The organism is Ruminococcus albus 7 = DSM 20455, from assembly GCF_000179635.2.
Lineage (GTDB): Bacteria > Bacillota > Clostridia > Oscillospirales > Ruminococcaceae > Hominimerdicola > Hominimerdicola alba.
On sequence record NC_014833.1, the window covers coordinates 360,684 to 384,734 of the forward strand.

Sequence of the window (24,051 nt, forward strand, 5' to 3'; positions counted from 1 at the left end):
CTTTTTCTTATCATAAATAGTCTGTAACATCATTTTATTTATTGACGTGCCTTTTTCCATGAGCCCTGGTCTTAACGGTGCTCGGGCGGTATGTTCAGCTGCTTGTCCGAACGCATGACCTTCAGGTGTGCTATGAAAGTCACAAGACCGCCTGCGATAAGTACTGCGTAAAAGGTAAGTCCTCTGCTCAGGAGAAGTGCGGGCTTTACCAGCTCACGTCCGAATATCTTCTCAAATACCAGCAGGAAACTTCCCTCGGTAACTCCGGCAGCCCCCGGCAGCGGCAGCATCTCAACAGCTATCGCTATCATTATCTGCATCGTTACGATGTCAATAAAGCTCACACCCGAAAGTCCGTAGGATTTGTATACTATCCACGTCACCGCGAACAGGCAGAGCCTCTGCAGAAGTGTCATAAAGAATACCTTAGCAACTACCACTGCATTTTCACGCACGTACTTCGAGCCGATAACGTATGTGTCGCAGATACGGTTTATCTTATCTACCAGTTTTTCATGGTTCTTTTCTTTTACTATCTTCCAGTCGGTAAGTTTATTCAGTATAGTTATACCGGCACGTCTTGCCCAGTCGGGTCTTGCCACGATGAATGCAAGTGCTGCTATGAATGCTATGTTCAGTACAAAGCCAAGTGTCAGCAGCCATACCAGACGGCTGCCGTGTTCAGCTACAGCACCGAAATTGAATATCAGCAGCAGTATACCCATTATCACCAGCACTGATTTGTATGCTATCGTCACCAGCAGCATTATCAGTGTTGAAAAACCTATCTTTACTCCGTCCTTTTTCATATAGTACATCTGTGCAGGCTGTCCGCCCGATGATGACGGGGTTATGTAGCTGAAAAAGAACCCGATGAACGAGTATTTCAGACATCTGACAAATTTTACCTTCTGTTGACATACCCTTAGCAGGTAGTGTATGATACAGGATTCTCCTGCCACAAAGCAGAAAGCAAGACCAAGTCCTGCTATCAGCCAGCGGTGATCTGCGTTCCTGAGGTCTTTGATTATATCGGAAAATTCCTGACCTTTGAACAGCAGGCGGAACGTCAGCAGCATTATCAGTGCAATAAAGCCAACATTAAGGACATATTTCAAATATTTCTTTTTAAGCCGTTTTATTGTCTTTCACCAACTTTTATATTTATCCGAGAGATGTAAGTCTGTCGTAGTTAGTAGCCGCAAGATACATTATATCTATTACGAGCTGTATTATAGTGAATCTCATCACTACCTGTGTATCCGACCAGCCCTTGTTCTTGCGGGCATGGTCATGGAGGGGAGTGCGTATATCCTTCATGAAGTTCTTCATTTTAAGGAATCTTATGAAGCTGACCTTCAGCAGGCTAAGACCGCCGTTTAGTATTATAACTATACACATAGGTACAAAGCTGATGGGGTTTTTGCTCATAAGGAAAAGTATTGCAAGCAGTACACCCAGCGCACGTGAACCTGCATCGCCCATTAGCATAGTAGAAGGCGAGCAGTTGAACCACAGGTAAGCTGCCAGTGTTGCCAGCATTATAACAGGTGCAAGATCAAGGAATGTCCTGCCGACTGTCATTGTCAGTACACCGCTGAACAGTACCATACAGAAAAGTACTGCCATTACCAGTGAAGCACACAGCCCGTCCACACCGTCGGTACAGTTAGTAACGTTTATCGAAGTCCATACCAGTACACCTGCGAGTATTATGAATATTACCGCAGGTACATGGAAATGCAGGTGCAGCAAAGGCAGGTCTATATAGCTGTCATTGAAGTACCAGTAATTTACAGCTGTACCCAGCGATATCACCAGATCAAGCAAACCTTTTTTCAGGTTTCCCCACGGTACTTTTGCAGCATCGTCCAGATAGCCTGTCAGCATTGCACCGTACAGCATTACAAGGTATATGATGTATTCCATATCCAGCGGGATGAACAGCGCTGCCGAAAGACAGAACGTGGTTATGAAGATAAGTCCGCACCCTCTTGCCTTACCTTGTGAGAGCGCACCGTTCACCGCAAATTCTCTGCCCTGATCCTTGGGGAGTATGTTCCTGAGATGTTTCAGCCCCAGAAAACACGAACCGAATGAAAAAGCAAACATCAGCAGCATGAATACTGAATACTTTGCAGGATTGCCCTCGTCAAAAAAATCATAGACTCTACCGAATAATAATCTGTATAACATTTACATCTTCCTTTTATATAAAAATAATCATACATCAAATATTATACTACATCTTATAAGAAAATGCAAATATTAATACGTGGCATTTTGCACAAATTTTCGGGGTTTGCATGGCAGCAGCAGAAAAGCAGCGTGTATACTGCTGTGTATATCCGGCGGGGGGGGGATATATACAGTTAGGAGTGCTGTAATGCTGCTAAAAGGGGACTGCATTGTTAAATGTATACAATCGGTGAATATTATGTGTTGCTTTTGATGTGCAAATATACGATTGTATCGTGCGGCTATTGACAATACTGTGCAAACTGTGTATACTGTATACATACAGTTAAGGCTGCAATAACAGTCATTACAGTAACAAAGATAAAGACAACAAATCGTATGCGAAAGGAAGTATAATTATGAAAAACAGAAAAGTACTTGCACTCAGGATCATAGGTGCGTTGATGCTCGTAATGGGTATCATGGGAACAGCAAGGGGCAGCACAGCTGCAGTGGCTTGTCTGTGCGGTGCAGCAAGTGTTATAAATGCATCAAACTGGATAGTACGCAGAAGCAGATAAATACAGGATAGTATGATATAACAAAACGAAAGAGGATAAAAGGAGCGGCAACTATGAAAAATAACAATATAAAGAAGATAATAGCAGTACTTGCAGCATTGGCAGGTTTGATCTCGATAATAGTATTTATCCGCATGAATACAGGTGACAGCACGATCACCCCTGCGGTAGTGCTGATGGCTGGTATGCTGCTTTTGAGGGTGGGTTTTAACAAGCTGTGCGGCAAATAAATACTTTGTCATTATATTAAAATAGTATAAAACAAAACATGGCTATCCCTTTAGCACACTGCAAAGTGCTATATAACAAGGAAACATCGTGTTGATGTTATCTTTCCCGCCGCATTATGTGGAAGGATGACTGTTAAACAAAAAATATGAGGTGAATCAGATGGAAACAAGAGAAAAGGTTCTTGAAGTCAAGGGGCTTTCAAAGCAGTATAAAAAAGGCGTGTACGCCTCAGAGAAAGTTACCTTCGATGTTCACAAGGGCGAGATCTTCGCGCTGATAGGTCCTAACGGCGCAGGCAAAACAACTACCATAAGAATGATATCCACGCTTTTGCAGGCAACTGAAGGCGATGCGGTGGTAAGCGGCCACAGCATACTTAACGAGCCAGACAAGGTGCGTAAGTGCATAACCTATCTTCCCGATGAAGCAGGCGCTTATAAGAATATGAAGGGTATCGACTACCTGAAATTCATGGCAGAGCTCTATGCTGATAACAAACAGCAGGCTGAAAGCTATGTTGAGCGCGGAAGAGAGATATGCGAGCTTGGAGACAGGCTGAATGATAAGATACAGAGCTATTCCCGCGGTATGCAGAGAAAACTGCTGCTGGCAAGGGCAATAATGTCAAAGCCCGATCTTGCCATACTCGATGAACCCACCTCGGGTCTTGATATAATCAATGCGCTGGAGATCAGACGTATGATAAAGAAGCTTGCATCCGAGGGCATGAGCTTTCTTCTGTCCTCACATAATATGCTGGAGATAGAGTACGTATCCGACAGAGTGGGTATTATCGCCAAGGGACATCTTCTCGAAACCGGCACTCCGGAGGAGCTTATAGCTAAATACAATGCCGAAAACCTGGAGGACGTTTTTGAGACCGTGGTAATGAAAAGGAACAAAGAGGTGTGACACACTATGAAATTCAAGACATTGTTTATGAAAGAGCTTCGTGAGATGCTCAGTTTACAGACTATAATGACTATGGTCATTTCCGTTGTGATACTTTCCTTTGCAGGACAGACCATGAGTAAGGCTGCCGAGGAGAGCGCAGAAACTATGATGGATATAAATATCTGCGATCAGGATGATACCGAATTCACAAAGAATATGATAAAATTCCTGACAGCTAATCTGGCTCAGCTTGACGGAGAAGTCAATGTGGTGGAAATAAACTCCGATGATTACGCAAAAGAACTGAAAAATGCTGATGTCAAGAACGTTGTCATTATTCCCGAAGGCTTCACAAAGAGCGTTGAGAACAACGAGGCTGCCACAGTAAGATTCGTGCAGCGCCTGAATTCTCTGGCTACTATGTCAAACCTTAACACAGGCTCACAGGTAGCCGTGGAATATCTTACAGCAGCCGTAAAGGACGTTGTATACAATACTAAGGTATCAAGCGGCAAGCTTACCAATGACGAAGTCGCATTCCTCAATAATCCTATCGCACTGGAAGAATCCACAGTAGTAGCTGATAAGAGCGCGGATATCTCCGCAAGTGTCATCATGTCACTGTGTTCTGCACAGGGTATGATAGTGCCTATAATGATGTTCGTGCTGGTAATGATGTCATCAAATATGATACTTAATGCCATAAGCACCGAGAAGATCGACAAAACGCTTGAAACTCTCCTTACAGCACCAATATCAAGACTTTCCGTAATTACAGCCAAGATGCTGGCGGCTGCAGTGGTTGCAGCTATGCAGGCAGCGGTATATATGATCGGTGCTAAGAATATGATGAGCGGCGTGCTCGATAAGGTCAGCAGCGACAGCGGATATTCCGAGATACTCAAAGACCTTGGACTTACCATGAATGCAGGTCAGTACGTTCTCGTAGGCGTGCAGATGTTCCTTTCGATACTCATCGCGCTTTCAGTAGCACTGGTGCTTGGTGTACTGGCAAAGGATGCCAAGAGCGCACAGACACTCACCCTGCCTATCATGATGTGTACCATGATACCTTATATGCTCTCCATGTTCGTTGATATCAAGACCATGTCACCTGCTATGAGATATGCAGTATATGCTATCCCCTTTACACATTCCTTCATGGCATCCGAAAATGCTATGTTCGGCAATTACAGCGTATATACGGGCGGACTTATCTATCAGTTCATTTTCCTGCTGATATGTATGTTCATCACCCTGAAGATATTCATGAGCGACAGGATATTCACAATGACCATAGGCGGCAAAAAGAGCACAGGAAACGCAGCTCAGGACAACAACGAATAATTACCGGAAGGGCGGTGTGATACCGCCCTTTCTTCGGCTTATGGGAGTTTTGTAAAAAATCTGTCCGCAGCTGTGATATAATTGTCACATTATCCCGAACTCGTTTTTGTGCAGTCCTATAAAAGTGATAAATTTATCACTTCCACTGTTGACAAATATACTCCGATGTGATATTATTGTCACATAAGGTGAGGAATATATCACCTTTGCCATTATCAAAGCTTTTATAATAACAAAAAGACAGAAGACATACGGAGGCATTATTATGCGCGATAACGAGAAAGTCAGACAACTGTATAAGGAATATCAGCGCAAAGATATCACACGTGCCGAAAGACGGGAAATGCTTGAAAAGATAGCCCGTGAACGTTATAAGACCGATCCGAGAAAGTCTATGAGCGTAAAAGGTCAGGCACTGATGAACCTGCTGTTAGGCGCACTGATGATGGCACATGCTGTGATAGCACTGATATCCAGAACATCCGGCAGTATCAGACAGCAGACACCCCTTTTCCTTTCGGCGATAGCAGTGTATGTGGTGCTTCTGTTCATAATGGGAAGATACAAAAAAGAACCCGAGGACGAGCTTTCAAAGGATCTGAAACTTAAAGCTGACGCATATACCGCACATGGACTTATAGTTGCAACAATGGTATATGGCATAGTTTTACAGACAGCGGGTAACCATGTCCATAAAGTCAGCATAACAGGCGAAATGATAATGTGGTTCGGATATCTTATGATTGGAACATATCATGTGCTGAGGAACGCTATATACTTACGTCTTGACAGAACTCCCGAGTCTGAGGAGGAAGCATGACCTATGATACAGAATAGAAATATCTCCCCGGATATACTTAGGGAAAACTACAAAAAGGACAAGCGCAAACCAATGTCATTGCGTGCTCATACCAAACTAAACGCTGTAACAGCGATGTTTGCGGGATCACTCTTCTTTTGGTCAATGGTATCTTCCGATGTGATAAATGGTAAGGAAAACCCTGCAGACATCGCGATATTCATAATCCTGGGATTGGGTATGTTCATAAGCGGCTTCATCTGGTGCATGAATCTCACTTCATACAAATTGGAACCCGATGACGAAATGTCGGAACAATTGCGGGGCAAAGCTAACGGAATGGCTTTCATTGTATGGTTTCCTTTGGCGCTGTCTGTGTTTTCTCTGCTGGAACATTTCCACCCGGGAGCAACTTCAGCAATCATGAAAATTTCAAATACTAATTCCTATATGCTGTTGATAAGCGGTATACTCACATATGATTCCATAAGGCATTTCCTATTCCTTATGATGGACAAGGATGATAAGTCCTCGGAAAAGGAGGAATGATATGCCCGAACTGAAAACACGACTAAAGGAACTCAGGGCTTCGAGAGATATGAAGCAGGGCGACCTCGCCGAACTGGTGGGTGTCAGGAGAGAAACTATCATCAGGCTTGAAAAAGGACAGTACAATCCCTCTCTGAAGCTGGCGATGGACATAGCCGCAGTGTTCGGCGTATCGGTGGAAGAAATATTCAGCTTTGAGGATTAAGGGCGAAAGACTAACTATCAAAAGTCAACCCCTAAAAATGAAGATTAACAAAAATTTCAAACAACAGGCTGATATGGCGAATGAGACTTTTCAAGAGCAAAAATGAGTCTGACGAGTTTCTTGACAGCGTGAGATAATGCAACATTGTAATGCTTGCCCTCGGCTCGCTTCTTGGCGAGATAATCTTTGAATGTCTTGTCCCAGGTGCAGACGAATTTGGCAGCGTTGTAGAGAGCATAGCGAAGATACTTTGAGCCGCGCTTTTCCATCTTGGCATAACAATTCGTCAGCTGTCCCGATTGGTATGTAGAGGGCGACATTCCCGCAAATGCAAGTACTTTGTCGGGTGTTGCGAAGTTTGAAAAGTCACCGACCTCTGCGAGGATCATAGCGACAGTTGAATAGCTGAGACCGGGAACGGTCAGAAGTGTAGTGTCGGTTGCATCGACCAGCTTCTTTATCTCGGTTTCTATCTCATCTATCTGCTCGGTCAGGTCAGCAATGAGCTTTATGGTGTGCCTGAGTTCCAGCGACTTTGCAGGCATTACAGAGCCGACAGAGCGTCTTGCGGCACCTCTGATCTGAATAGCTTTGTCCTTGCCGTAGTGACCTTTGGAAGTCTCTGAAAGCAGATTGGCAAGCCTTGTAAGGTGAGCATTTGCGATATGCTGCGCTGAAGGAAACTCGCTCAAAAGAGTATAGACAGACTTCATGTGCAGCGAAGGCACGAGCGCTTCAAGTTCGGGAAAGAGAATAGTCACAAGCCTTGATACGGAGGTCTTGAGCTTTGCACGCTCGGAAACCTTGTCAAATCTGTATCTGGTCATTGACTTTAGCTCTTCGCTCTGATATAATGTATTTGTGTAGGGCTTTAGGTCTACGCAAGACATTAGCATAGAAGCAATCACGCGCGCATCTGCCTTGTCTGTCTTCGTTTTACGAAGTGTAAGGCTTTTTCGGTAAAGATTAGTGTGCAAAGGGTTCAGAACGTAGGTTGGCAGGCCGTTGTTCAACAGAAATCCCAACAGATTGTAGCTGTAATGTCCCGTAGCCTCGAGTCCTACTTTTATTATGTCAAAATTTTCGGTAACGGACTTGATGTTATCAAGCAGGATATTAAAGCCGTCAAGAGTGTTTGGGATAGTGAACACATCAAAGAGTACTGTACCTTCAGAATCAACAATAAAGCAGTCATGCTTGTCCTTTGCCACATCAATACCAACAACGATCATAATGATACCTCCAAAAATTATTGATGCTGTTTAGATCCACAGAGACTCTACGCTAATGTAACCTCGTTCTAAATAAACCGTCGGGCGGTATCTAACTGATCAACAAATTGCATAGAGACTGCGGTCGGAGCCTTTCGTAAACCGTCATACGGTAGGAAGATCAAACCAATCCACAGCATCTAAACAATATTATACCATAGTTCTTGGAGAGGAACTCTAAAAACTACTACTTTTATTATACGAGGAAGATAACGATGGAAGAAACAATGATACAGGAAAAAGGCAGTACACCTGTAACCGCAGGTGCTGTATTCAGGACCGCAGGCATAGTGATCGGTTCGGCGGCAAGCTTTTTGGTATCCTCTCTGATAGGCGGCATAATATGTCAAAAAGCAGGAATATCGGGGTATGCGGCACAGTTCACAACAGGTCTGGTGTCGTTGGCGTTTTATATAGTCATACTTATATTGCTGAAGAAGAAATGTGTGCTCACCACAAAGGGCAACGGCTTTTTCGGCGGACTGCTTACAGGGCTTTTTATGGTATATTCCAGCGTTGTGGCGCTGGCGAGCGAGCTGTTCGTATCGACTGAGGGCAAAACGGCAAAGATAGTAATGCCTTCGGAGCTGCATTTCGGGTCTGAACAGGTGTGGTGCATACTGGCTCTGTTTGTAGCCGCAGGTATCTGCGAGGAACTGCTTTTCAGAGGCATTATATTCAATGTCTTACGTGATCTTTTCGGCAGGAGCACCGTAAAAGGCACTGTCACAGCAGTGTTCGTTTCGGGCATCCTTTTCGGTCTTTATCATTTTCTTAACCTGACCGCAGGCATAGGTCTTGATGCTGTACTTCCACAGGTAGTGTCCACCGCAGGACTCGGAATATTCCTCTGTGCGGTATATGCAAGGTGGGGAAATATATGGATAACGGTCTTCCTTCACGCACTTATGGATATATGCGTGGTACTTCCCGGAAGTATGAAGAACAATGAAAATATAGTCGAATCCATAAGCAGCAATATGTCTGACCCAAGAAAGTACATAGGTTTCTTTATCTATGCCGCACTTGCCATATACCTGCTGAGAAAAGACAAAAGACCGCAGATGTTCACATACAGCGTCAGCGATGACCAATAATTTAAACGTCGATGATCCGTCTCAAATGCTACGGATATGCAATTAAAACAATCATAAACGGTATAAGGCGCATGGCAGAGTCTGCGCTTGAAAGACCGAAGATCACAGATTTATCGCGGAAGAATACGATCGATATAAACCGCGCAAAACAGGAGGAGCTATTATGCGAGAGATCAATGTCAATGAAGTAGAAGACCTTATAAGAGAACTTTGTATCAAGGCGAACCTTTATCTGCCCGAGGATATGGAGCAGTGCATAAAGGCAGGTGCTGAAAAGGAATGTTCACCCGTGGGCAAAAACGTGTTTGATGATATCATAGACAATATCAATGTTGCCCGCAATGAGACCATACCGATATGCCAGGATACAGGCATGGCTGTAATATTCATGGAGGTAGGTCAGGACGTTCACTTCGTGGGCGGCTCACTTAACGATGCCATAAACAAAGGCGTATCCCGCGGCTATATCGACGGCAGACTTCGCTGTTCGATAGTCAGTGACCCTCTTGACAGAGTAAATACAGGCGACAACACACCACCCGTGGTACACCTTAAAATAGTTGACGGCGATAAGGTCAATATCATGGTAGCCCCCAAGGGATTCGGCAGTGAGAATATGTCACAGCTGAAGATGATGACACCTTCCGTAACCCGTGAGGAGATAGTTGACTGGGTAGTTGGCGTATGCGCGAAAGCAGGTTCAAACCCATGTCCCCCGATAGTTATAGGCGTAGGCATTGGCGGCGATTTCGAGAAGTGCGCTTATCTTGCCAAGAAAGCCCTTTGCAGACCTGTCAGCGAGAGAAACCCGAAGAAGCTGTATGCTGATCTTGAAGCTGAGATACTGGAGAAGATCAATAAGCTTGGTATAGGACCCCAGGGCTTTGGCGGCACTCAGACCTGCCTCGCAGTAAATATCGAGGAAGCCCCCACCCATATCGCAGGACTTCCCGTATCGGTAAATGTGGGCTGTCACGTAACAAGACACGCACACGGCACTATATAATGACATAAACTGGAAAATCAAGCGGCCTTCAGCAGCCTCACCATAGGTGTGAGGCTGCTTTTTTGCCTTATATAGGCACTCCTGATTGTTAATTATTGTAAATTTATTTGTGAATATTTTTCATTGGATACAAAAACAAGACACACACATTGTATATGCATACAAAAACTAAGTTAATTATTTTTCTTAAATGGTCTAATGTTGACAACGGCGCATGACAGTGATATAATTATAGTAGATAAGTATCTATGCGTATAGAGATAATAAAAACACACCCGTTTTCATGGGATACAGGAGGTGAAGCAGATGAATGGTACAAATATGAAATATCCAATAGGCGAATTGGCTGAGTCTGCTTCTGCAGCTGTCCTGACGGCAGATGACCAGCGTTCTGAGAAAAAACAAGAACGCAACAGATCGATTATAAAGCTGTGTGCCATTGGCACGCTGATACTGATAGTGATCATCTTTTCTTCTATCGCGTGGTTTACTATGAATAGGGAAGTGGGGACCTCAGGGATGGGGGTGAAGGTGGCTCCTGCTCCGTTTGAACTTGAGGTCCGTGGCACAGACATTGAAAACGAAGACGATTTTTCAAAAGCTGATGATGAATATGATGATGGCGTGGATTTGGAAGAGCTAGATGCATATCAGACTGCCGGACAATATGGCAAGATAATCTGGAGAAAAACAGGCACCTCAGCTGACGATGGTCACTATCCTGATGGTTTATCACCTAATTCGCATGGCAAACTCACATTTTGGGTTGTTCCAAACAGCACAGGGACACTTGATATAGAATTCAAATTCAAGGTCAGATGTTTTATCGGAACATATACTCCTGCAGCAACAGAAGATGCAGACCCTTCTTTAAATAATCTGTTTGAAGTAAACGAGAGCATGGAGGTTACAGCGGAAAACGGATTGAAAGATGCGGCAGATCTTGCTAAGAAAAAAGATGCATTAAAATATATACAAAGCCACATCTTATTCTTCTCTGATTTTGACGGCACAAACTATTCGGGTTTTCTTGGAACAGGTCGGTCGATTAGATTCGGTGACTGTATAAATCCTTCAGCAGAGCCAAAAGCAAAGTATAATGCAGGAAATGCTGTGACTGTCACAGAGGGACAAAAATATCAGGTGACTATCTATTGGAAGTGGGCAAATACACTTGAGCAGATGATATTTGACAGCAATTCCCAATATAGAGACGATCCTTTGTTTGCAACATCAAACACAACGGATCGAAATGCAATATACACATATTTGAAAGACACCACTAATAACTCGGCTTTTTCCGGGGCATCAGACATTGAATCGCTTTTGACAACAATTCAAGGTGGAACAGATATTTCCACAGCACTTGCAACGCTTACGACCGCATATGATAATGCCGATCAGATAATAGGTAATAATCTGGATTACATTTTGATTGAGATGATTGCAGAAACTGCATCATAATCATTAAAGGAGGAGGTGCTATTATGAGCAAGGTTTTTAACAAGATAAAAAACTTGAAACTCAAAGAGAAAATACAGCTTATTATGGCACTTCTTTTAACGTTAGCAATAATAGTGTCAATTCCGGTATACGCATGGTTTAATCATCAAAGACAAATTGCAGAGCTTCAAAGGATTAAAACACCGGACTTGTTATATATCAGCGCTGCATATGCTGAAGATGTAAAGTACTTTCAAATACCGTCCATAGATGTCGCTGATGAAAATAACACTAAGCATCGGCAGGTGTTTCCTTTTGCTGTAGCAGGTGAATATGTTCCTGAGTTTACTCTTCAGCTTGCTCACACAACAAACATTCCATTCACATATAAAATATACGAGGCGGAATACTATGATACCGAGTCTGCCGCTAGAACAGCGATAAATACTAAAAATCAGAGTATTGCTGAGGAAGCTGATAAACTCTCATATGAATATGATGCAGTAAAGTACGATGTTAAAGCAAAATGGACGATGCTGGATGAGTACACATTATCTCAGCGAACATTAAACGCAGGTGATACTCTCTATTTGGTTAAAGGGAATCAGGTTTCCGGAAGCTATTTGAACAGTACAACTTCAGGAAACCGATTAATTGCAAGCAATAAATACCATCCGGAAACATATAAGGATGGGGACAGTACTTATGGTCAGGTACAAACATATGCTGAGCCGCTGTATTGGCAAAGCAGAAAAATATCAAGCGTCCCGAATCCTTCTGGATGGGGAGGAAATCCATTTTTCAAAACTTTTGTCATAGAAATATCCTGGGATCCGTCTGAGGTGCAGAATGATAAAGAGACGGATATGATTTATATTTCCGCTTACAGGGAATAGGCACTATTATCAATAATCAAAGAAAGGAGCAATGGCGCTGTGAAAAAGTCAATCCGGGCTAAGAAGTTTATAAAAAAACACTTAATCACAATATGGTTAGTTATAGCTGCTATTGCTTTCTGTGGGATTCTCGCTTATGCAAAGTTTAGTGATGGACAGAACTATACCAAGAGGGTTGTTTCAACAGGAACTAATGATAAGGTTTTATTTACTTCGAATTTGCTCAATACTTCAAATTCCGGACATCCGAAGTCTGTAACAAAAGGTTTTGCTGCTGATAGCTACTATGATATAAATATTTATAATTATGATAAGAATAAGGTATCAGCGTATTATCCTGGTACAATTAATTATACCTTAAGTGCTATGCTTGTTAAGCCTGATGCTAGTAGTACAGTCTATGATACTACAGTCACGGCAGACCTTAATGCATTAAAAGATGTTTTGATTGAAACACACGTCGATAATACAGACCCTGATAATCCGGTTACTACATATACTTATCACAAGATATACATATATCGACTGATTGACGGAACACCGGAAGATACGCCCATCGTAACGCTTGGCGCAATAGATCAAGATACAATGACCGCATCGTATGATTTAACGGGAGAACAGCTGGTGCCGGGAACATCTGGAAGTGCGGTTGAAAGCTACAGGGTGATTTTGCCTAAAGAAGTTATTGATTCAGATGTTCGAGTTAAGATCACAGCTCAACCGAACGGACACAGTGATCTTCCTTCATCGATAGGCGGAGTGTTTTATATTCAGTCTCAGAACATAGTTATTACAACAGGATGGAAAGGCGAATTTGTTGATAGCCGAACAAAAGCCCCGAGCGAATATGATGCATTTAATTATAGAATATCCGGAGCAGGAACGGCTAATAAGGTACTGAAGTGGAATAGTACTTATCTTCAGCCCAATAAGCAGGAGATAGCCGACCTTTTCGGTGACGGCTCGTTCTCAGCATCAACAAATCAAGAAACACACAGTTTTCCTTTAAAACCTGATGTTTATACTTATGATATCCAGTTTTATGTTAAGGATGCTGCAGCTAGAGAATATATCGATGGTTTGACATGGGAACAGCTGATAGCAGCTAATCTTGTCACCTTGGAAGATCCGCAATGATTTTCGGATTGCTTTGTTGGTAAAATGGAGTGATATAAATGAAAAAACGTTTTAGAAAAAACAAAATTAATAATATAAGAAAACGTATCATAAGCTCAGTGATAGTAGTTGCAATGCTTGTGAGTGACTGTCCTATGTCAGAACTTTCCAGAATTATTGGAAAAAAAGTGTCCTCGCCGTTTTCTCTTGAGGCTTCTGCTGCTGTAACATACGATAGGAGCGAATACACCAAGCATTACATAAATGAAGGGGTTGATACCGGTTACATACTCATCGAGTCATGGGATGATCTTGTTTGGTATTCTCAGTCGTATCACAATTATTCTCTTGGAACCGTATATACTACATCTGTAGAACACGAAAAAGATGTTCTGTTTATTAATTTTGGTGCGAGTCAGGGAAATAACTACAACCTTAACGGAAAGGGCTATGTGCCTATCGGTAATGATTTAAAGCCATTTGAAGGAAGAGTAGTGTTTTCCAACTCTTCTGCTGCTGATACATTTAATGTTCCTGAAGCGCTTTTTGGTACCATTTCTGAAACGGTTTCTATAAAAAATCAGGCTGAAACCGCCGTAAAGCAAATAAAGCTTACACGCACTGGCACAGGAAGCGGTGACGTATTATTTGCAAGAAAGGTAAAATCTGATGATGATAGCACCACTTGTGCGGAGTGGGACATAATATTTGACAAGTTCGATAATTCTTCAGCTATTTCATATGCCGGATTGATAGGTGAGATTGAGGCTGGTGCAAATGTTCAGATTACTTATGAGAACAATTCCATTTTGACAAAATCAAATCTTGAAGCAAATGCAACATCTTCCGATACAGATGGTAAGCCGGTAGATGCCGGTGCCATTTGTGGAAAAATGGGTGCAGGGGCATCCCTGACTGCGACTTATTCCGGCACAAATACAGATTATAACATTACATCAGCTAATGGAAACGCAGGAGGCCTTGTTGGTTCAATGGAGGTTGGATCTTCTCTGACAGTGACAACTTCTAATCTTCAGGGAGCTTCTGCTTGGGTATCTGCATCAAATGGTTATGCAGGTGGTATAGTCGGAAAAAATGACGGCGGTACGGTGACCATCACCCCATCATCCGGAACAACCTATACTGTTAGTCAGATAATACATGGAAAAGATGGCACAGGCGGATTATTTGGGTACTATGCACCACCATCATTAGCTACGGCAGAACTTGATATTAGCAATTATTCAGTAAATTGCAAACTTGAGCAGGCAGTCTCGGAAACCGGCATCGGCGTTGCAGGCGGAATAATAGGTGTTATTGAAAACGTTCCCGCAGACCCCACAGGAAGAGTAGGGGGCAGTTTAACAATTATAGGTAAGTCTGATGGTACTACTGTTGTAACCTCCACTCATGTTTCGCAAATAGATACCGTAACAGGTAAAGATACCGGTTATAAGGCTGAAGCATATGGTGGGCTTATCGGTTCTTATAAAGCAAGTGATACCAGTTACTCTTTGAACATTAAGGATGTATCTACTACACCTACAAATACTCTTGCTGCTTCTGTTTATGGCGGAGGTATCGGTAAAATCATCGATGCATCGTATGTAAAGTTTGAAACCTTTAAGCTCAATAGTGCAGCAGGTGATCGTTCAGGAACATTTGGCGGGTTAGCGGCAGACAGTCCAAATGGATATATTTATGCAGATGGTTCAACAACAAATTCAAATTGTACAGGTATTGTAATTGGCAGTTCAGTGATTGACGGATTTACAGGTGGCGGTCTTGTAGGAAACCTTGGTGACGGAGTTCTTGGAATAAAGGGCATGATTAATGTTTCAAATGCAAAACCTACTGCTGACGATACTAACGGTCATCTTGTCGGAACACGTGACAACGCTCTTATCTATGCTGATGGAACTCCAAGCTACACCATGAGTAACATAGAAGTCGATAATGTTGGCTCTTGGGGCGATATTGTTGTTATTGACGGTACTAAACTGAAAAAGAATGCAACGTTAGATAATCTTAATGTGTTCAGTGAATCCAATCATATAATTACGATTGATAGTGTAACTCCTACAGCGATCGCAAATGCGGCGGATTATGCAAAGGCATCACTTCTCTACCAAATTGAAGTTACAAAGAATGATTTTATTGCCAATGCTTCGAGTTTAACATCGAGTACTTCTGCACCATTAAACCTTACATTTGGAGCAGATATCAATCTGACTGGAACTGGTCTTCGCGGAATAACCAGAGACAATGGAACCGACAGGGTTTCATATTCAGGTACGATCTCCGGCGGACATACGATTACTCTGGATATAAAGAATGTTGGCGGAAGCGACAGACCTGTCTATAGAAAGAAATACATCGGAATGCTTGGAATAGCAGATACCGTAACGATCAATAACACCACCTTTAGTGGTACTATTCTAAGCAAAAATGAAAGAACCACTGATAAAGACACCATATGTTATTTGGGGTCAGCTGCCGCACAGATTAAAACAAGCTTTATCGCATCAAATTGCAATACAGCAAGTGGACTTAGTATAACTATGACTGGTTCAAAAGATGTTATTTCTGGCAGGCTGATAGGTGAAGCTGAGAGTGCTATTGGTACAATAACAATTTCTGGTAGCACATATGATGGAAATATTACCGGAAATAACAAAACGACTGTAGGTGGTACTATCGGCAAAATTGCCGGTGCTGCAAGCGGAGCTGTTTGGTCATTTAATGGTATCACTCTAAGAGGCAACGTAAAAGGAATACAACATGTCGGAGGCCTTATTTCTGATGTTGAAGGTAGCGGTAATGCTACGATAAAACTTGGCAATTCTTCAAGTGTAGTTGCTGATAATAATCTTCATATTGAAGGAAACAGCAGTGACTCAATGGGAGGCCTGCTCGGTTATAGCTGGTCAAAAGCAGATGTGGAAGTCACAGATGTTGTAGCTTCCGGTCATCCTACAGTAGAACAAAAAAGCAGTGGTGGAGCTGCTGGCTTAGTTTATAGCGCTACAGGTCATTGGACTATTACAAAGCTGTACCTCGGCTATACTGACGCAGAAGAAAACTCTCATGCGATCAAAATGCTTACCGGTACGGCTGGTTCTGTGGGCATGATCGTTAACAAAGGTAAAATAAGCAGTGACGGTATTTATCTCGAACTGCCTTCGGGATACGATTATAAACTTGCATATTATACTGCTGAAACAGAAGGCTCTGCTTTCAAATCTGGTGGTGTGTTTGATGAGATCTGCGCATACAGTGCTTCATCTAAAGATGCTATAATGAACAACGGTCAGGGTATTGTTTCTATTAGCACGACCGGTCTGACAATGTCAACAACAGCGTCCGACAGCTTGAGTTATAAGAATCAGACTGTTCAGGGTAAATATAAAAACGGAAATACAAGGTATTATTACAATTTGGATACTATTGATAAAGATAACACTCTATCTTCAACTGCTTATGCTAAGAAACTAATGAGATGGGGTGTACGTCAGTATGCCTGTGGAAATATCCAAAAGCATTTCCCCGATCCTTTCAGCAATAATACTATTCCTTCAGGAACATACAATATGCAGGGTTATAGCTGGTATCCAGTTACACCTCTTAACGCAATGACGGTAAACGGCACGTTTACTTTCTATAATAAGGAATTTGACGATTGCGAAAAAGTCAAGGGAAAGCACGCAAATATTTCAGATGCTAGCAATAAAAACATCTGGTCACCGCTTGAGGCTGATCAGCATTACATGATGCAGAACGGCTTGTTTTATGATGTAAATAAAAATATAACAATTGATGCAATCACACTTGCGGGTACTATCGGTGCAGTTGACAGTACCTCCGGTACCGGTGCGCTTGTTTACGGAAATGTAAAAGGAACTTCAACAGCCGTTACAACTATAAGCAATTCCGGAACGATTTCTTTAGCAGGCATCAGAGTATGGAATTTGAGTACTTATCCGGACTATGCGCCGCTACTTATCAATAAAGCAAGCGATTATGTTACATTTGATATTAAAAATGTATCAACAACGGATGCATATAAGAGAACAACGACAGGTGAATCCCCTGTTACAACGACGATAGATGCCGCAACAAGTCTTATTGGTAAAGCCGGAACACGTGATACAGTCACCACAGACAGCAGCGGTAACCAAATACCGATAAGTCAGGGAATTACCGTCAGTTTCTCTGCAATTAAGCTTGACGGTAGAAATGCTGAAGAAGTTTCTGCCTATGGTACTACACCTGATCGTTATAATACTACAAAATCAATATTTACAAGGGCAACGCTGCTTGAACAGTTAATTGGTTCAAACGGCATATATAACTATACATTTGATGAGGACTGGGGTACGGGAACTCCTCATAAAGTTACTTATGGTAAAGAAGTAGGTTATACAACACAGGAACAGTATCCTAATCAGGAATTGTGGTATAAAGACGAAAAAGCAACCGGAGGCAAATCGAGATATACTCATCCTGACGCTGCGCCGCTCGATTCAGGTTCCACACGGTATACAGGTTTTGACTCATTCCGTCCTTATGTAGCAAGTGTAAGCACAAAAGCTGATATAGATGATAAGACAGGGTTTAAGTACCAGCTTATGGTCAACCATCAGCCTTCGGACAAGATAGCCGGGTGCGGTACTTATAACGATCCGTATATTATTACAAGCGCATCAGATCTAGTTACCATTTCAAAGTTTATAAACAGTAGTTCCAACCTTAATGGTACGATAAACTATGATGTTGATAAAGACGGATGGTGCGATTCTACAACGGTAGGTGAGACAACGACTCTTTATACAGAGCATTTTGAATACACTCTCAATGGAACTTCAGCTGCTACCTGCTCAGGACAGTCTAATGTTACAGCTGATGATATGAGAAAGTATCTTGCAAGCGCATATTATCAGATTCGTCTGTCAGGAGCTAATCAGCTTGTACTTACTTCTTCGTCAGGTTTCGTTGGCCTTGGCACATCGGATATTCCCTTTTCCGGTGTTATTGACGGCGGACAGAATTCAACAACTACAATCGTAAATGAAACCCAGTACCCGCTGATTAACTACAGCGGCGGTTGTGTTGTAAGAAATCTAATCGTAACAGTTAATGAAACAGTTACCCTTGACGACGCGACAGATTCATATGATTATATTACGGGAGGAAAATCACACGGCGCTTATGGTGCCATAATTGCTGTCGTTGAAGGCGGCGATAATATAATCGATAATACACAGGTTACATTTGGCACATCTGTTATAAATGCAAAGGGTAAGAAAGCACAGTTCCAGCCGATCGGTGGTTATGTTGGTGTTGTTGTTAATGGCGGTGTTATATTCAGAAATATGACATCAGGCAACATTAGCGGTATTTCCAGTTCAAATGTATCAGCAGTACAAGGAGGCAACTGGCCTCAGATTAATTATTCTGACGGGAAAGCTATAGATACCACAGCCAAGCTGTCTGAATATACCGTTAATATGACTCAGCCAAATAATTTGCTTTGGCTCTATGTTAATCCTATTATCGGCAGGGTTATTAACGGTTATGCCGTGAACATTGCCTCCGCTTATCATCCTGCTTATTCAGACTGCATTATGAATAACGGTAATAAGAGTTATTCGATAACGGATATTTCTTTGTCAGGTGGTTCGTTAACAATTTCCGGATCAAATCTGACTGTTCCAAATGGTCAGGCGCTGTTCTTGACTTCCGTGATCGTAAACAGCGGCATGGGCGCAAATAATACGCTTGGCTATGCAGATACATATACTAAACGTACTGCTGATTATAACAATGTGGGATCTAATGCTGTGGCATATACTTTATGTTCGGATTTCAATACCTATGCAAAGAATGATACAACAACTGGTACTGCGTATATTATTGATAATTTTGCAACCGATGGCAGTACGCTCGGAAGTGGAGGACCATGGAATATTACGCTAACATCGAATGGATCGTTTGTTCTTCCTGATGGCTTCAGAGGTATTGGAAACTTTTATCAGAATGATACGAAGTATCTTCTGAATGTCAGCGATTTTAACGGTAATGGAGAAACTATAACTCAGAATACCTATTTCTATACATATGACGACGGTAGTGGTAAGTTTGATACAGTATATTATCCTAACACAGGTATTGAGGGGGCAGCGTCATATAGTAGTACAACAGACGCTGGAATAGGCTTATTTACCAGGCAGGTCCAAAACGGAGCAAATTATTATGATTTTAAACTGTCCGGAACACTTAAAAGCGACGTTATAAATCATAAAACTGGTGTACACGTTGAATATACAGGAAATACTAAAACTGCTGGCTCTATAGTTGATGCTGGTAATTCTGATCTAAAACAAGTATTGTCAGCAGGAATGTTATTTGGTAATTTTTCAGGAGCAGGAGCTAAAGGGGTTAGTAATTCTGCACCAACCTATATAACTAATGTTGCACTGGTAGATATTGATGTTAGCGCGGCCAAAATGGCAGGTGGAATGATTGGTATTGTACCTATTGGTGCTGCTAATACAGACGGTTTTACAAATATGGAGATAGAGGTTAATTCCAGCACTTATAATTCATATGGCATAAAGGTTCATGGAGGACTAAGTTCAGCCGGTTTAATCGCAAGATATCAGCAAGGTATCTGTAATATTGATTTCCATGGGAACAGATTCGATATAAACGAAATTGTGAGCGACACAAAGTCAAATACAGATAACTATTATTATGGTGTCGGGGGTATTATAGGAACACTTAGAGCTGATAGAAATACCCCAGCAAGCCCTGTTACAATAAAAAATGTTACGTTGGGTGATAAAAATGCTACAAAAGCTATTGAGGTTAAATGTTCAGAGAGCGGATGCGGCATAAATGCCGGTGGATTGATCGGCTCACTTAACAGAGCTTCGGCGACAATGGACAATTGTCATGTGTTCAATGTTTCTGTATCTTCCAATGGGTCTTCAACTCATGTTGGCGGCGCTTTTGGCCATATGCGTACACAATGTAACGTTACTGTAATAGATTCCTCAATAGAATCAAATGACACCGCAAAAGCAAGTATAACAGGTAATGGTTATGTTGGCGGCTTCTTGGGCAACTCTCCGATAACCGGTGATCAGGCTCGAACATTTATCGTGGAAAACAGTAGGATCAAAGGGTATACGATATCCGGAAATATTTCCGGCGGTATTGTAGGTGATAGAGCTGCTATTAACGCTACCTATTATCTTACCGTTAACAATTTTTCAATTGAAAAATGTACTATCAAAGGTGATACATATGCCGGTGGTTTGGTTGGCTATTTACATCATCCGTTGAGCGGCTATAACATTTTGGCAAAGGATTTAACTTTTGAACCTCATACTGAAGGCGGCACTATTGCCAATCTTGGTTATTTAGTAGCGAAAAATGATAGTGTAATCAAATTGGTAGGTTTTTCTCGTCAGGCTGATTCTTCATCAACGATGGTTCAGGCTATGACCGGCGGAAGCAACGCTACAAATTATGGCAATGGCGGATATGTTATCTTTGCTGATTATATGGGTACGGCATCGTATAACAACAGCACCTTTACTCCGGGGGAAAACTCGAAGAATGCTTTTTCAGGCATGACAAGCAGTACAAATGTAACGCCTTATGCTCCTTATGTATCGACGAGCCCGTTTGCAAATATTGCAAATTATAACTCTGTCATGCAGTATCTGCTAAGTGATGGCGCAAGCCCGCTGACGAGTGCAACATTCGGTCGTTCTACACAAGCTTTTGCCAAGATTTATGATGATATTGCCAATAACAATAATGGCTACTATGAGATACCAAAAGCATATCTTGATACGGAGGATGAGTATAAGTCGTATACTACAAAAATCTCATCATTTAAAACTGAAATGGGCGACAAGCTTGCGAATGGAATAGATTTTCCTGTGCTTGTGCTTGATAAAATTAACAAAGGTGAGATGACTGATTTTATAAATCACTATATAAATCTACTTACAAATACGTCAAGCACATATAATTTTGCAACAAGTGCTAATAGTACAATATACGATGTTGATATTTACAAGGTTATATTTAATGCTGCCGGTGATGAGATAAGCACTATTACAGATGTAGACACCTGTCTTAAAGTTAATGCTGGAACAAATGCAACTGCCCAGTTCTATATTGAATCCGATGATACGGATACAGCTGCCTCGACAGCACAGTTTACTCTGATGGATGTTAAGTTTATGAATCCTTCGGCTACGGGAACGGTTGCATATCATCTATATATTCCCTGTTATGTCAGAAAGCTTCTTGAATACGATTTTGATATCCATATAGATTCAGGAACGACCTATGACATAAACAAATATACTCAGCTCACTGAAAATAGTCTTGTTGAGAATATCGGAACACCTATAACTCTTGAATTTGCATTTACCTACCAGCGTAATGCTCAGGAATGGACGGAAGCGGTCAACGGCGGAGACTCACTTCTCTCTAATTATCCTAAGAGTTTACTATTTGACAACTCAACTACTGTAACATCTGGATCAAAGCCTCAATTCTCGTCCACAACCAAAATGGTTCTTATTGATACGCAGAATTCTTCAAAGGCATATTATCTTGATGGACTCAATAATACTTCGTTCACTCCATCAGGGGATTACAGAACATTGAACTTCAGTAGTTTTGCTGATCTTAATAGTACTGGATTTACGCCTGTAAGTTTCAATGATATGTTAAATGTTTCTGTAACGCCAAATTCATCCGGAACGCTTGTGCAGGATAATAACAATGCTATTGTTAAGGACACTACAACGGGAACAAAATATAGACTGGCGACTGATGCAGATACCGCTCTTACAAAATACACTGCAACTGTCACATTCAAAAACGAAGGAGATACAGCTCTTTCCGAACATTATTTCCTGACAATATATACTCCGTATTCAACTGCTGATGTTGTTTACCATTATGTTGTTCAGGCAAATAAAGATCTCGGAACCGATCCATATCCTTCAAGAATTACGTCAGAATCAGAAAGCAACGTTGTTCATTTGTATACAGGCTATATTTATAACAACCATGTGTATATCGATAGTCTCAAGGTTGGTGGAGTAGAAAACTATGAGGAAATAACAGCAGAGAACAACTCCATCGAAGCGAGTATTCATGCAACTATAGGACTTACTTCTTCTGGTGAAGAGAACATCAGATCTACCTTATCGGCTACCACGCCGCCTGACATTTTCCAGAGTTTTCTGATAAAACTCAACAAGGATGGAAATGTTGGACTTGCTGCGGCAAGTTCGGTTACAGTAGAGAATTATAGAATTGGTAATAAGCTTGTGACTGACTCTACCATGAACCCGTCGTGGACTAGTGCTGAATACACGGATATGCGCATACCTAATTACATTGAAATGAGAAATGGTGTCCCTCTTGCACGATCTCTTTCTGAGATTCCTGCTAATGGAACGCTTAACGTTTCAGCGAAAGCGACCATTACCTTTGATAATGACAATGGTGATATCACTGCTCAGTTCTTCCCGCAAACGGCTGAAAAATACACAACGCTCATTGCTTATTCAAATATTGCATCAAGTAGCGAGAATACGGCTTCGAGTAATGTTTCAGCGTATGCTGATACCACGGTCGGAGGAACCAAACCTCAATATTATACAAAGATTGAAGAAAAGGCAATACTGAATTATGATGCGCTTGATGTTCCGGCAGACGGAAGCAATTTGCCGCAGCTTGGAATTAATGCCAATGATCCAAATGACATTAAGAAGCTACCTGCACCTATAAAAACGGTAGCATCATATAATGTTGAAAATTGTCAGTCAGCATGGCAAGTGGCCAATTTCGTCAAAATTGAAATTGAATTGAAATCAAAAAATGATGGATATACTGCACCTTTAGGTATTTTTGATTACATCCAAGAAAGCACGTTTACAATATTTGATGGTGAGATTGATTCCGATGATATAATAACAACTGGGACTACTGCGAACAAATTGATTTATATTATTGACAAGACTGATTTGGAACAGTTTTATAATGATAAGGTATATCGTATTCCAATTGATTTCAATGTTTACTCTGGAAGCGGAGCAAGTAATAATTTTGAATCGGTAAATAAGCAGTATTCTAATTATGGTATATTCATAAAGGTGTCAATGCTTCAAGCGGCGGATTCCGAATCAGCGGTAAGTGGAACAGAACCGGAGTATAATAACAACAATTTTGTTAAGTATACAAATGCTAGGATATACCTTGAAAAGGTGAATCCAAACAAATAGGAGTAACCTACACACCATTGTCCCCTAAAACCCAATCCATCCTCACAGGGCATACAGGGGATATAGGGTGTGTGGCGAGATAGGTAAAACTCCTGTCAAAAACTCAAAGCTTTGTCAAA

General features: G+C 41.7%; 16 protein-coding genes. 13 read left to right on the forward strand and 3 right to left on the reverse strand.

What is annotated here, in order from left to right; translation table 11 throughout:
- Positions 1-71: 71 nt before the first annotated feature.
- On the reverse strand, positions 72-1,118 hold the full coding sequence (locus tag RUMAL_RS01705) for a lysylphosphatidylglycerol synthase transmembrane domain-containing protein (RefSeq protein WP_013497088.1): 1,047 nt from the start codon (positions 1,116-1,118) through the stop codon (positions 72-74).
- A gap of 46 nt (positions 1,119-1,164) precedes the next feature.
- Positions 1,165-2,196 carry an MraY family glycosyltransferase gene (locus RUMAL_RS01710; protein WP_013497089.1) on the reverse strand — a complete coding sequence of 344 codons (1,032 nt, stop codon included), beginning with the start codon at positions 2,194-2,196 and terminating at the stop codon, positions 1,165-1,167.
- Between the two features lie 401 nt (positions 2,197-2,597).
- On the opposite strand from RUMAL_RS01710, the gene RUMAL_RS22100 reads away from it, so the two are divergent.
- The 7 genes from RUMAL_RS22100 (at position 2,598) to RUMAL_RS01735 (ending at position 6,784) form a co-directional block, all read left to right on the forward strand.
- Positions 2,598-2,759 carry a hypothetical protein gene (locus tag RUMAL_RS22100; RefSeq protein ID WP_013497090.1) on the forward strand — a complete coding sequence of 54 codons (162 nt, stop codon included), beginning with the start codon at positions 2,598-2,600 and terminating at the stop codon, positions 2,757-2,759.
- A 53-nt stretch (positions 2,760-2,812) separates the two neighbouring features.
- Positions 2,813-2,989 carry a hypothetical protein gene (locus RUMAL_RS21615; protein ID WP_013497091.1) on the forward strand — a complete coding sequence of 59 codons (177 nt, stop codon included), beginning with the start codon at positions 2,813-2,815 and terminating at the stop codon, positions 2,987-2,989.
- Positions 2,990-3,149: 160 nt separating this feature from the next.
- Entirely contained in the window at positions 3,150-3,902 is a 753-nt protein-coding gene (locus tag RUMAL_RS01715) for an ABC transporter ATP-binding protein (protein WP_013497092.1), read from the forward strand.
- Between the two features lie 6 nt (positions 3,903-3,908).
- The gene (locus RUMAL_RS01720) at positions 3,909-5,231 is read left to right on the forward strand and encodes an ABC transporter permease (protein ID WP_013497093.1); all 1,323 of its coding nucleotides are present in this window, start codon (positions 3,909-3,911) and stop codon (positions 5,229-5,231) included.
- Positions 5,232-5,496: 265 nt separating this feature from the next.
- On the forward strand, positions 5,497-6,051 hold the full coding sequence (locus tag RUMAL_RS01725; protein ID WP_013497094.1) for a hypothetical protein: 555 nt from the start codon (positions 5,497-5,499) through the stop codon (positions 6,049-6,051).
- 3 nt (positions 6,052-6,054) lie between these two features.
- The gene (locus RUMAL_RS01730; protein WP_013497095.1) at positions 6,055-6,579 is read left to right on the forward strand and encodes a hypothetical protein; all 525 of its coding nucleotides are present in this window, start codon (positions 6,055-6,057) and stop codon (positions 6,577-6,579) included.
- 1 nt (position 6,580) lies between these two features.
- Positions 6,581-6,784: a helix-turn-helix transcriptional regulator gene (locus RUMAL_RS01735; protein ID WP_013497096.1), complete on the forward strand. Its 204-nt coding sequence runs from the start codon at positions 6,581-6,583 to the stop codon at positions 6,782-6,784.
- Positions 6,785-6,840: 56 nt separating this feature from the next.
- Here RUMAL_RS01735 and RUMAL_RS01740 read toward each other — a convergent pair whose 3' ends face one another.
- A complete protein-coding gene (locus RUMAL_RS01740) occupies positions 6,841-8,016 on the reverse strand; it encodes an IS110 family RNA-guided transposase (protein WP_013497097.1) in 1,176 nt (391 codons plus the stop codon).
- A gap of 254 nt (positions 8,017-8,270) precedes the next feature.
- Here RUMAL_RS01740 and RUMAL_RS20465 point away from each other — a divergent pair, with 254 nt between their 5' ends.
- From RUMAL_RS20465 to RUMAL_RS01770, 6 genes are all read left to right on the forward strand, one after another.
- Complete coding sequence (locus RUMAL_RS20465) at positions 8,271-9,152, forward strand: CPBP family intramembrane glutamic endopeptidase (protein WP_013497098.1); 882 nt, start codon at positions 8,271-8,273, stop codon at positions 9,150-9,152.
- Positions 9,153-9,315: 163 nt separating this feature from the next.
- Positions 9,316-10,158, forward strand: coding sequence for a fumarate hydratase (locus tag RUMAL_RS01750; RefSeq protein WP_013497099.1), 843 nt, complete (start codon positions 9,316-9,318; stop codon positions 10,156-10,158).
- Between the two features lie 306 nt (positions 10,159-10,464).
- Positions 10,465-11,622, forward strand: coding sequence for a hypothetical protein (locus RUMAL_RS01755; RefSeq protein WP_013497100.1), 1,158 nt, complete (start codon positions 10,465-10,467; stop codon positions 11,620-11,622).
- Positions 11,623-11,645: 23 nt separating this feature from the next.
- A complete protein-coding gene (locus RUMAL_RS01760) occupies positions 11,646-12,497 on the forward strand; it encodes a hypothetical protein (protein ID WP_013497101.1) in 852 nt (283 codons plus the stop codon).
- Positions 12,498-12,536: 39 nt separating this feature from the next.
- Positions 12,537-13,634 (forward strand): hypothetical protein, encoded by a 1,098-nt coding sequence (locus RUMAL_RS01765; protein WP_013497102.1) that lies wholly within the window; start codon positions 12,537-12,539, stop codon positions 13,632-13,634.
- A 38-nt stretch (positions 13,635-13,672) separates the two neighbouring features.
- On the forward strand, positions 13,673-23,932 hold the full coding sequence (locus RUMAL_RS01770; RefSeq protein ID WP_013497103.1) for a hypothetical protein: 10,260 nt from the start codon (positions 13,673-13,675) through the stop codon (positions 23,930-23,932).
- Positions 23,933-24,051: the final 119 nt, after the last annotated feature.

Bases quoted from the DNA above. Each gene is read 5' to 3' on its own strand.
- RUMAL_RS01750 (WP_013497099.1), top strand. From the start codon at position 9,316: ATGCGAGAGATCAATGTCAATGAAGTAGAAGACCTTATAAGAGAACTT.
- RUMAL_RS01725 (WP_013497094.1), top strand. From the start codon at position 5,497: ATGCGCGATAACGAGAAAGTCAGACAACTGTATAAGGAATATCAGCGC.
- RUMAL_RS01710 (WP_013497089.1), bottom strand. From the start codon at position 2,196: ATGTTATACAGATTATTATTCGGTAGAGTCTATGATTTTTTTGACGAG.
- RUMAL_RS01770 (WP_013497103.1), top strand. From the start codon at position 13,673: ATGAAAAAACGTTTTAGAAAAAACAAAATTAATAATATAAGAAAACGT.
- RUMAL_RS01715 (WP_013497092.1), top strand. From the start codon at position 3,150: ATGGAAACAAGAGAAAAGGTTCTTGAAGTCAAGGGGCTTTCAAAGCAG.
- RUMAL_RS01720 (WP_013497093.1), top strand. From the start codon at position 3,909: ATGAAATTCAAGACATTGTTTATGAAAGAGCTTCGTGAGATGCTCAGT.
- RUMAL_RS22100 (WP_013497090.1), top strand. From the start codon at position 2,598: ATGAAAAACAGAAAAGTACTTGCACTCAGGATCATAGGTGCGTTGATG.
- RUMAL_RS21615 (WP_013497091.1), top strand. From the start codon at position 2,813: ATGAAAAATAACAATATAAAGAAGATAATAGCAGTACTTGCAGCATTG.
- RUMAL_RS01760 (WP_013497101.1), top strand. From the start codon at position 11,646: ATGAGCAAGGTTTTTAACAAGATAAAAAACTTGAAACTCAAAGAGAAA.
- RUMAL_RS01755 (WP_013497100.1), top strand. From the start codon at position 10,465: ATGAATGGTACAAATATGAAATATCCAATAGGCGAATTGGCTGAGTCT.
- RUMAL_RS01735 (WP_013497096.1), top strand. From the start codon at position 6,581: ATGCCCGAACTGAAAACACGACTAAAGGAACTCAGGGCTTCGAGAGAT.
- RUMAL_RS01740 (WP_013497097.1), bottom strand. From the start codon at position 8,016: ATGATCGTTGTTGGTATTGATGTGGCAAAGGACAAGCATGACTGCTTT.
- RUMAL_RS20465 (WP_013497098.1), top strand. From the start codon at position 8,271: ATGGAAGAAACAATGATACAGGAAAAAGGCAGTACACCTGTAACCGCA.
- RUMAL_RS01730 (WP_013497095.1), top strand. From the start codon at position 6,055: ATGATACAGAATAGAAATATCTCCCCGGATATACTTAGGGAAAACTAC.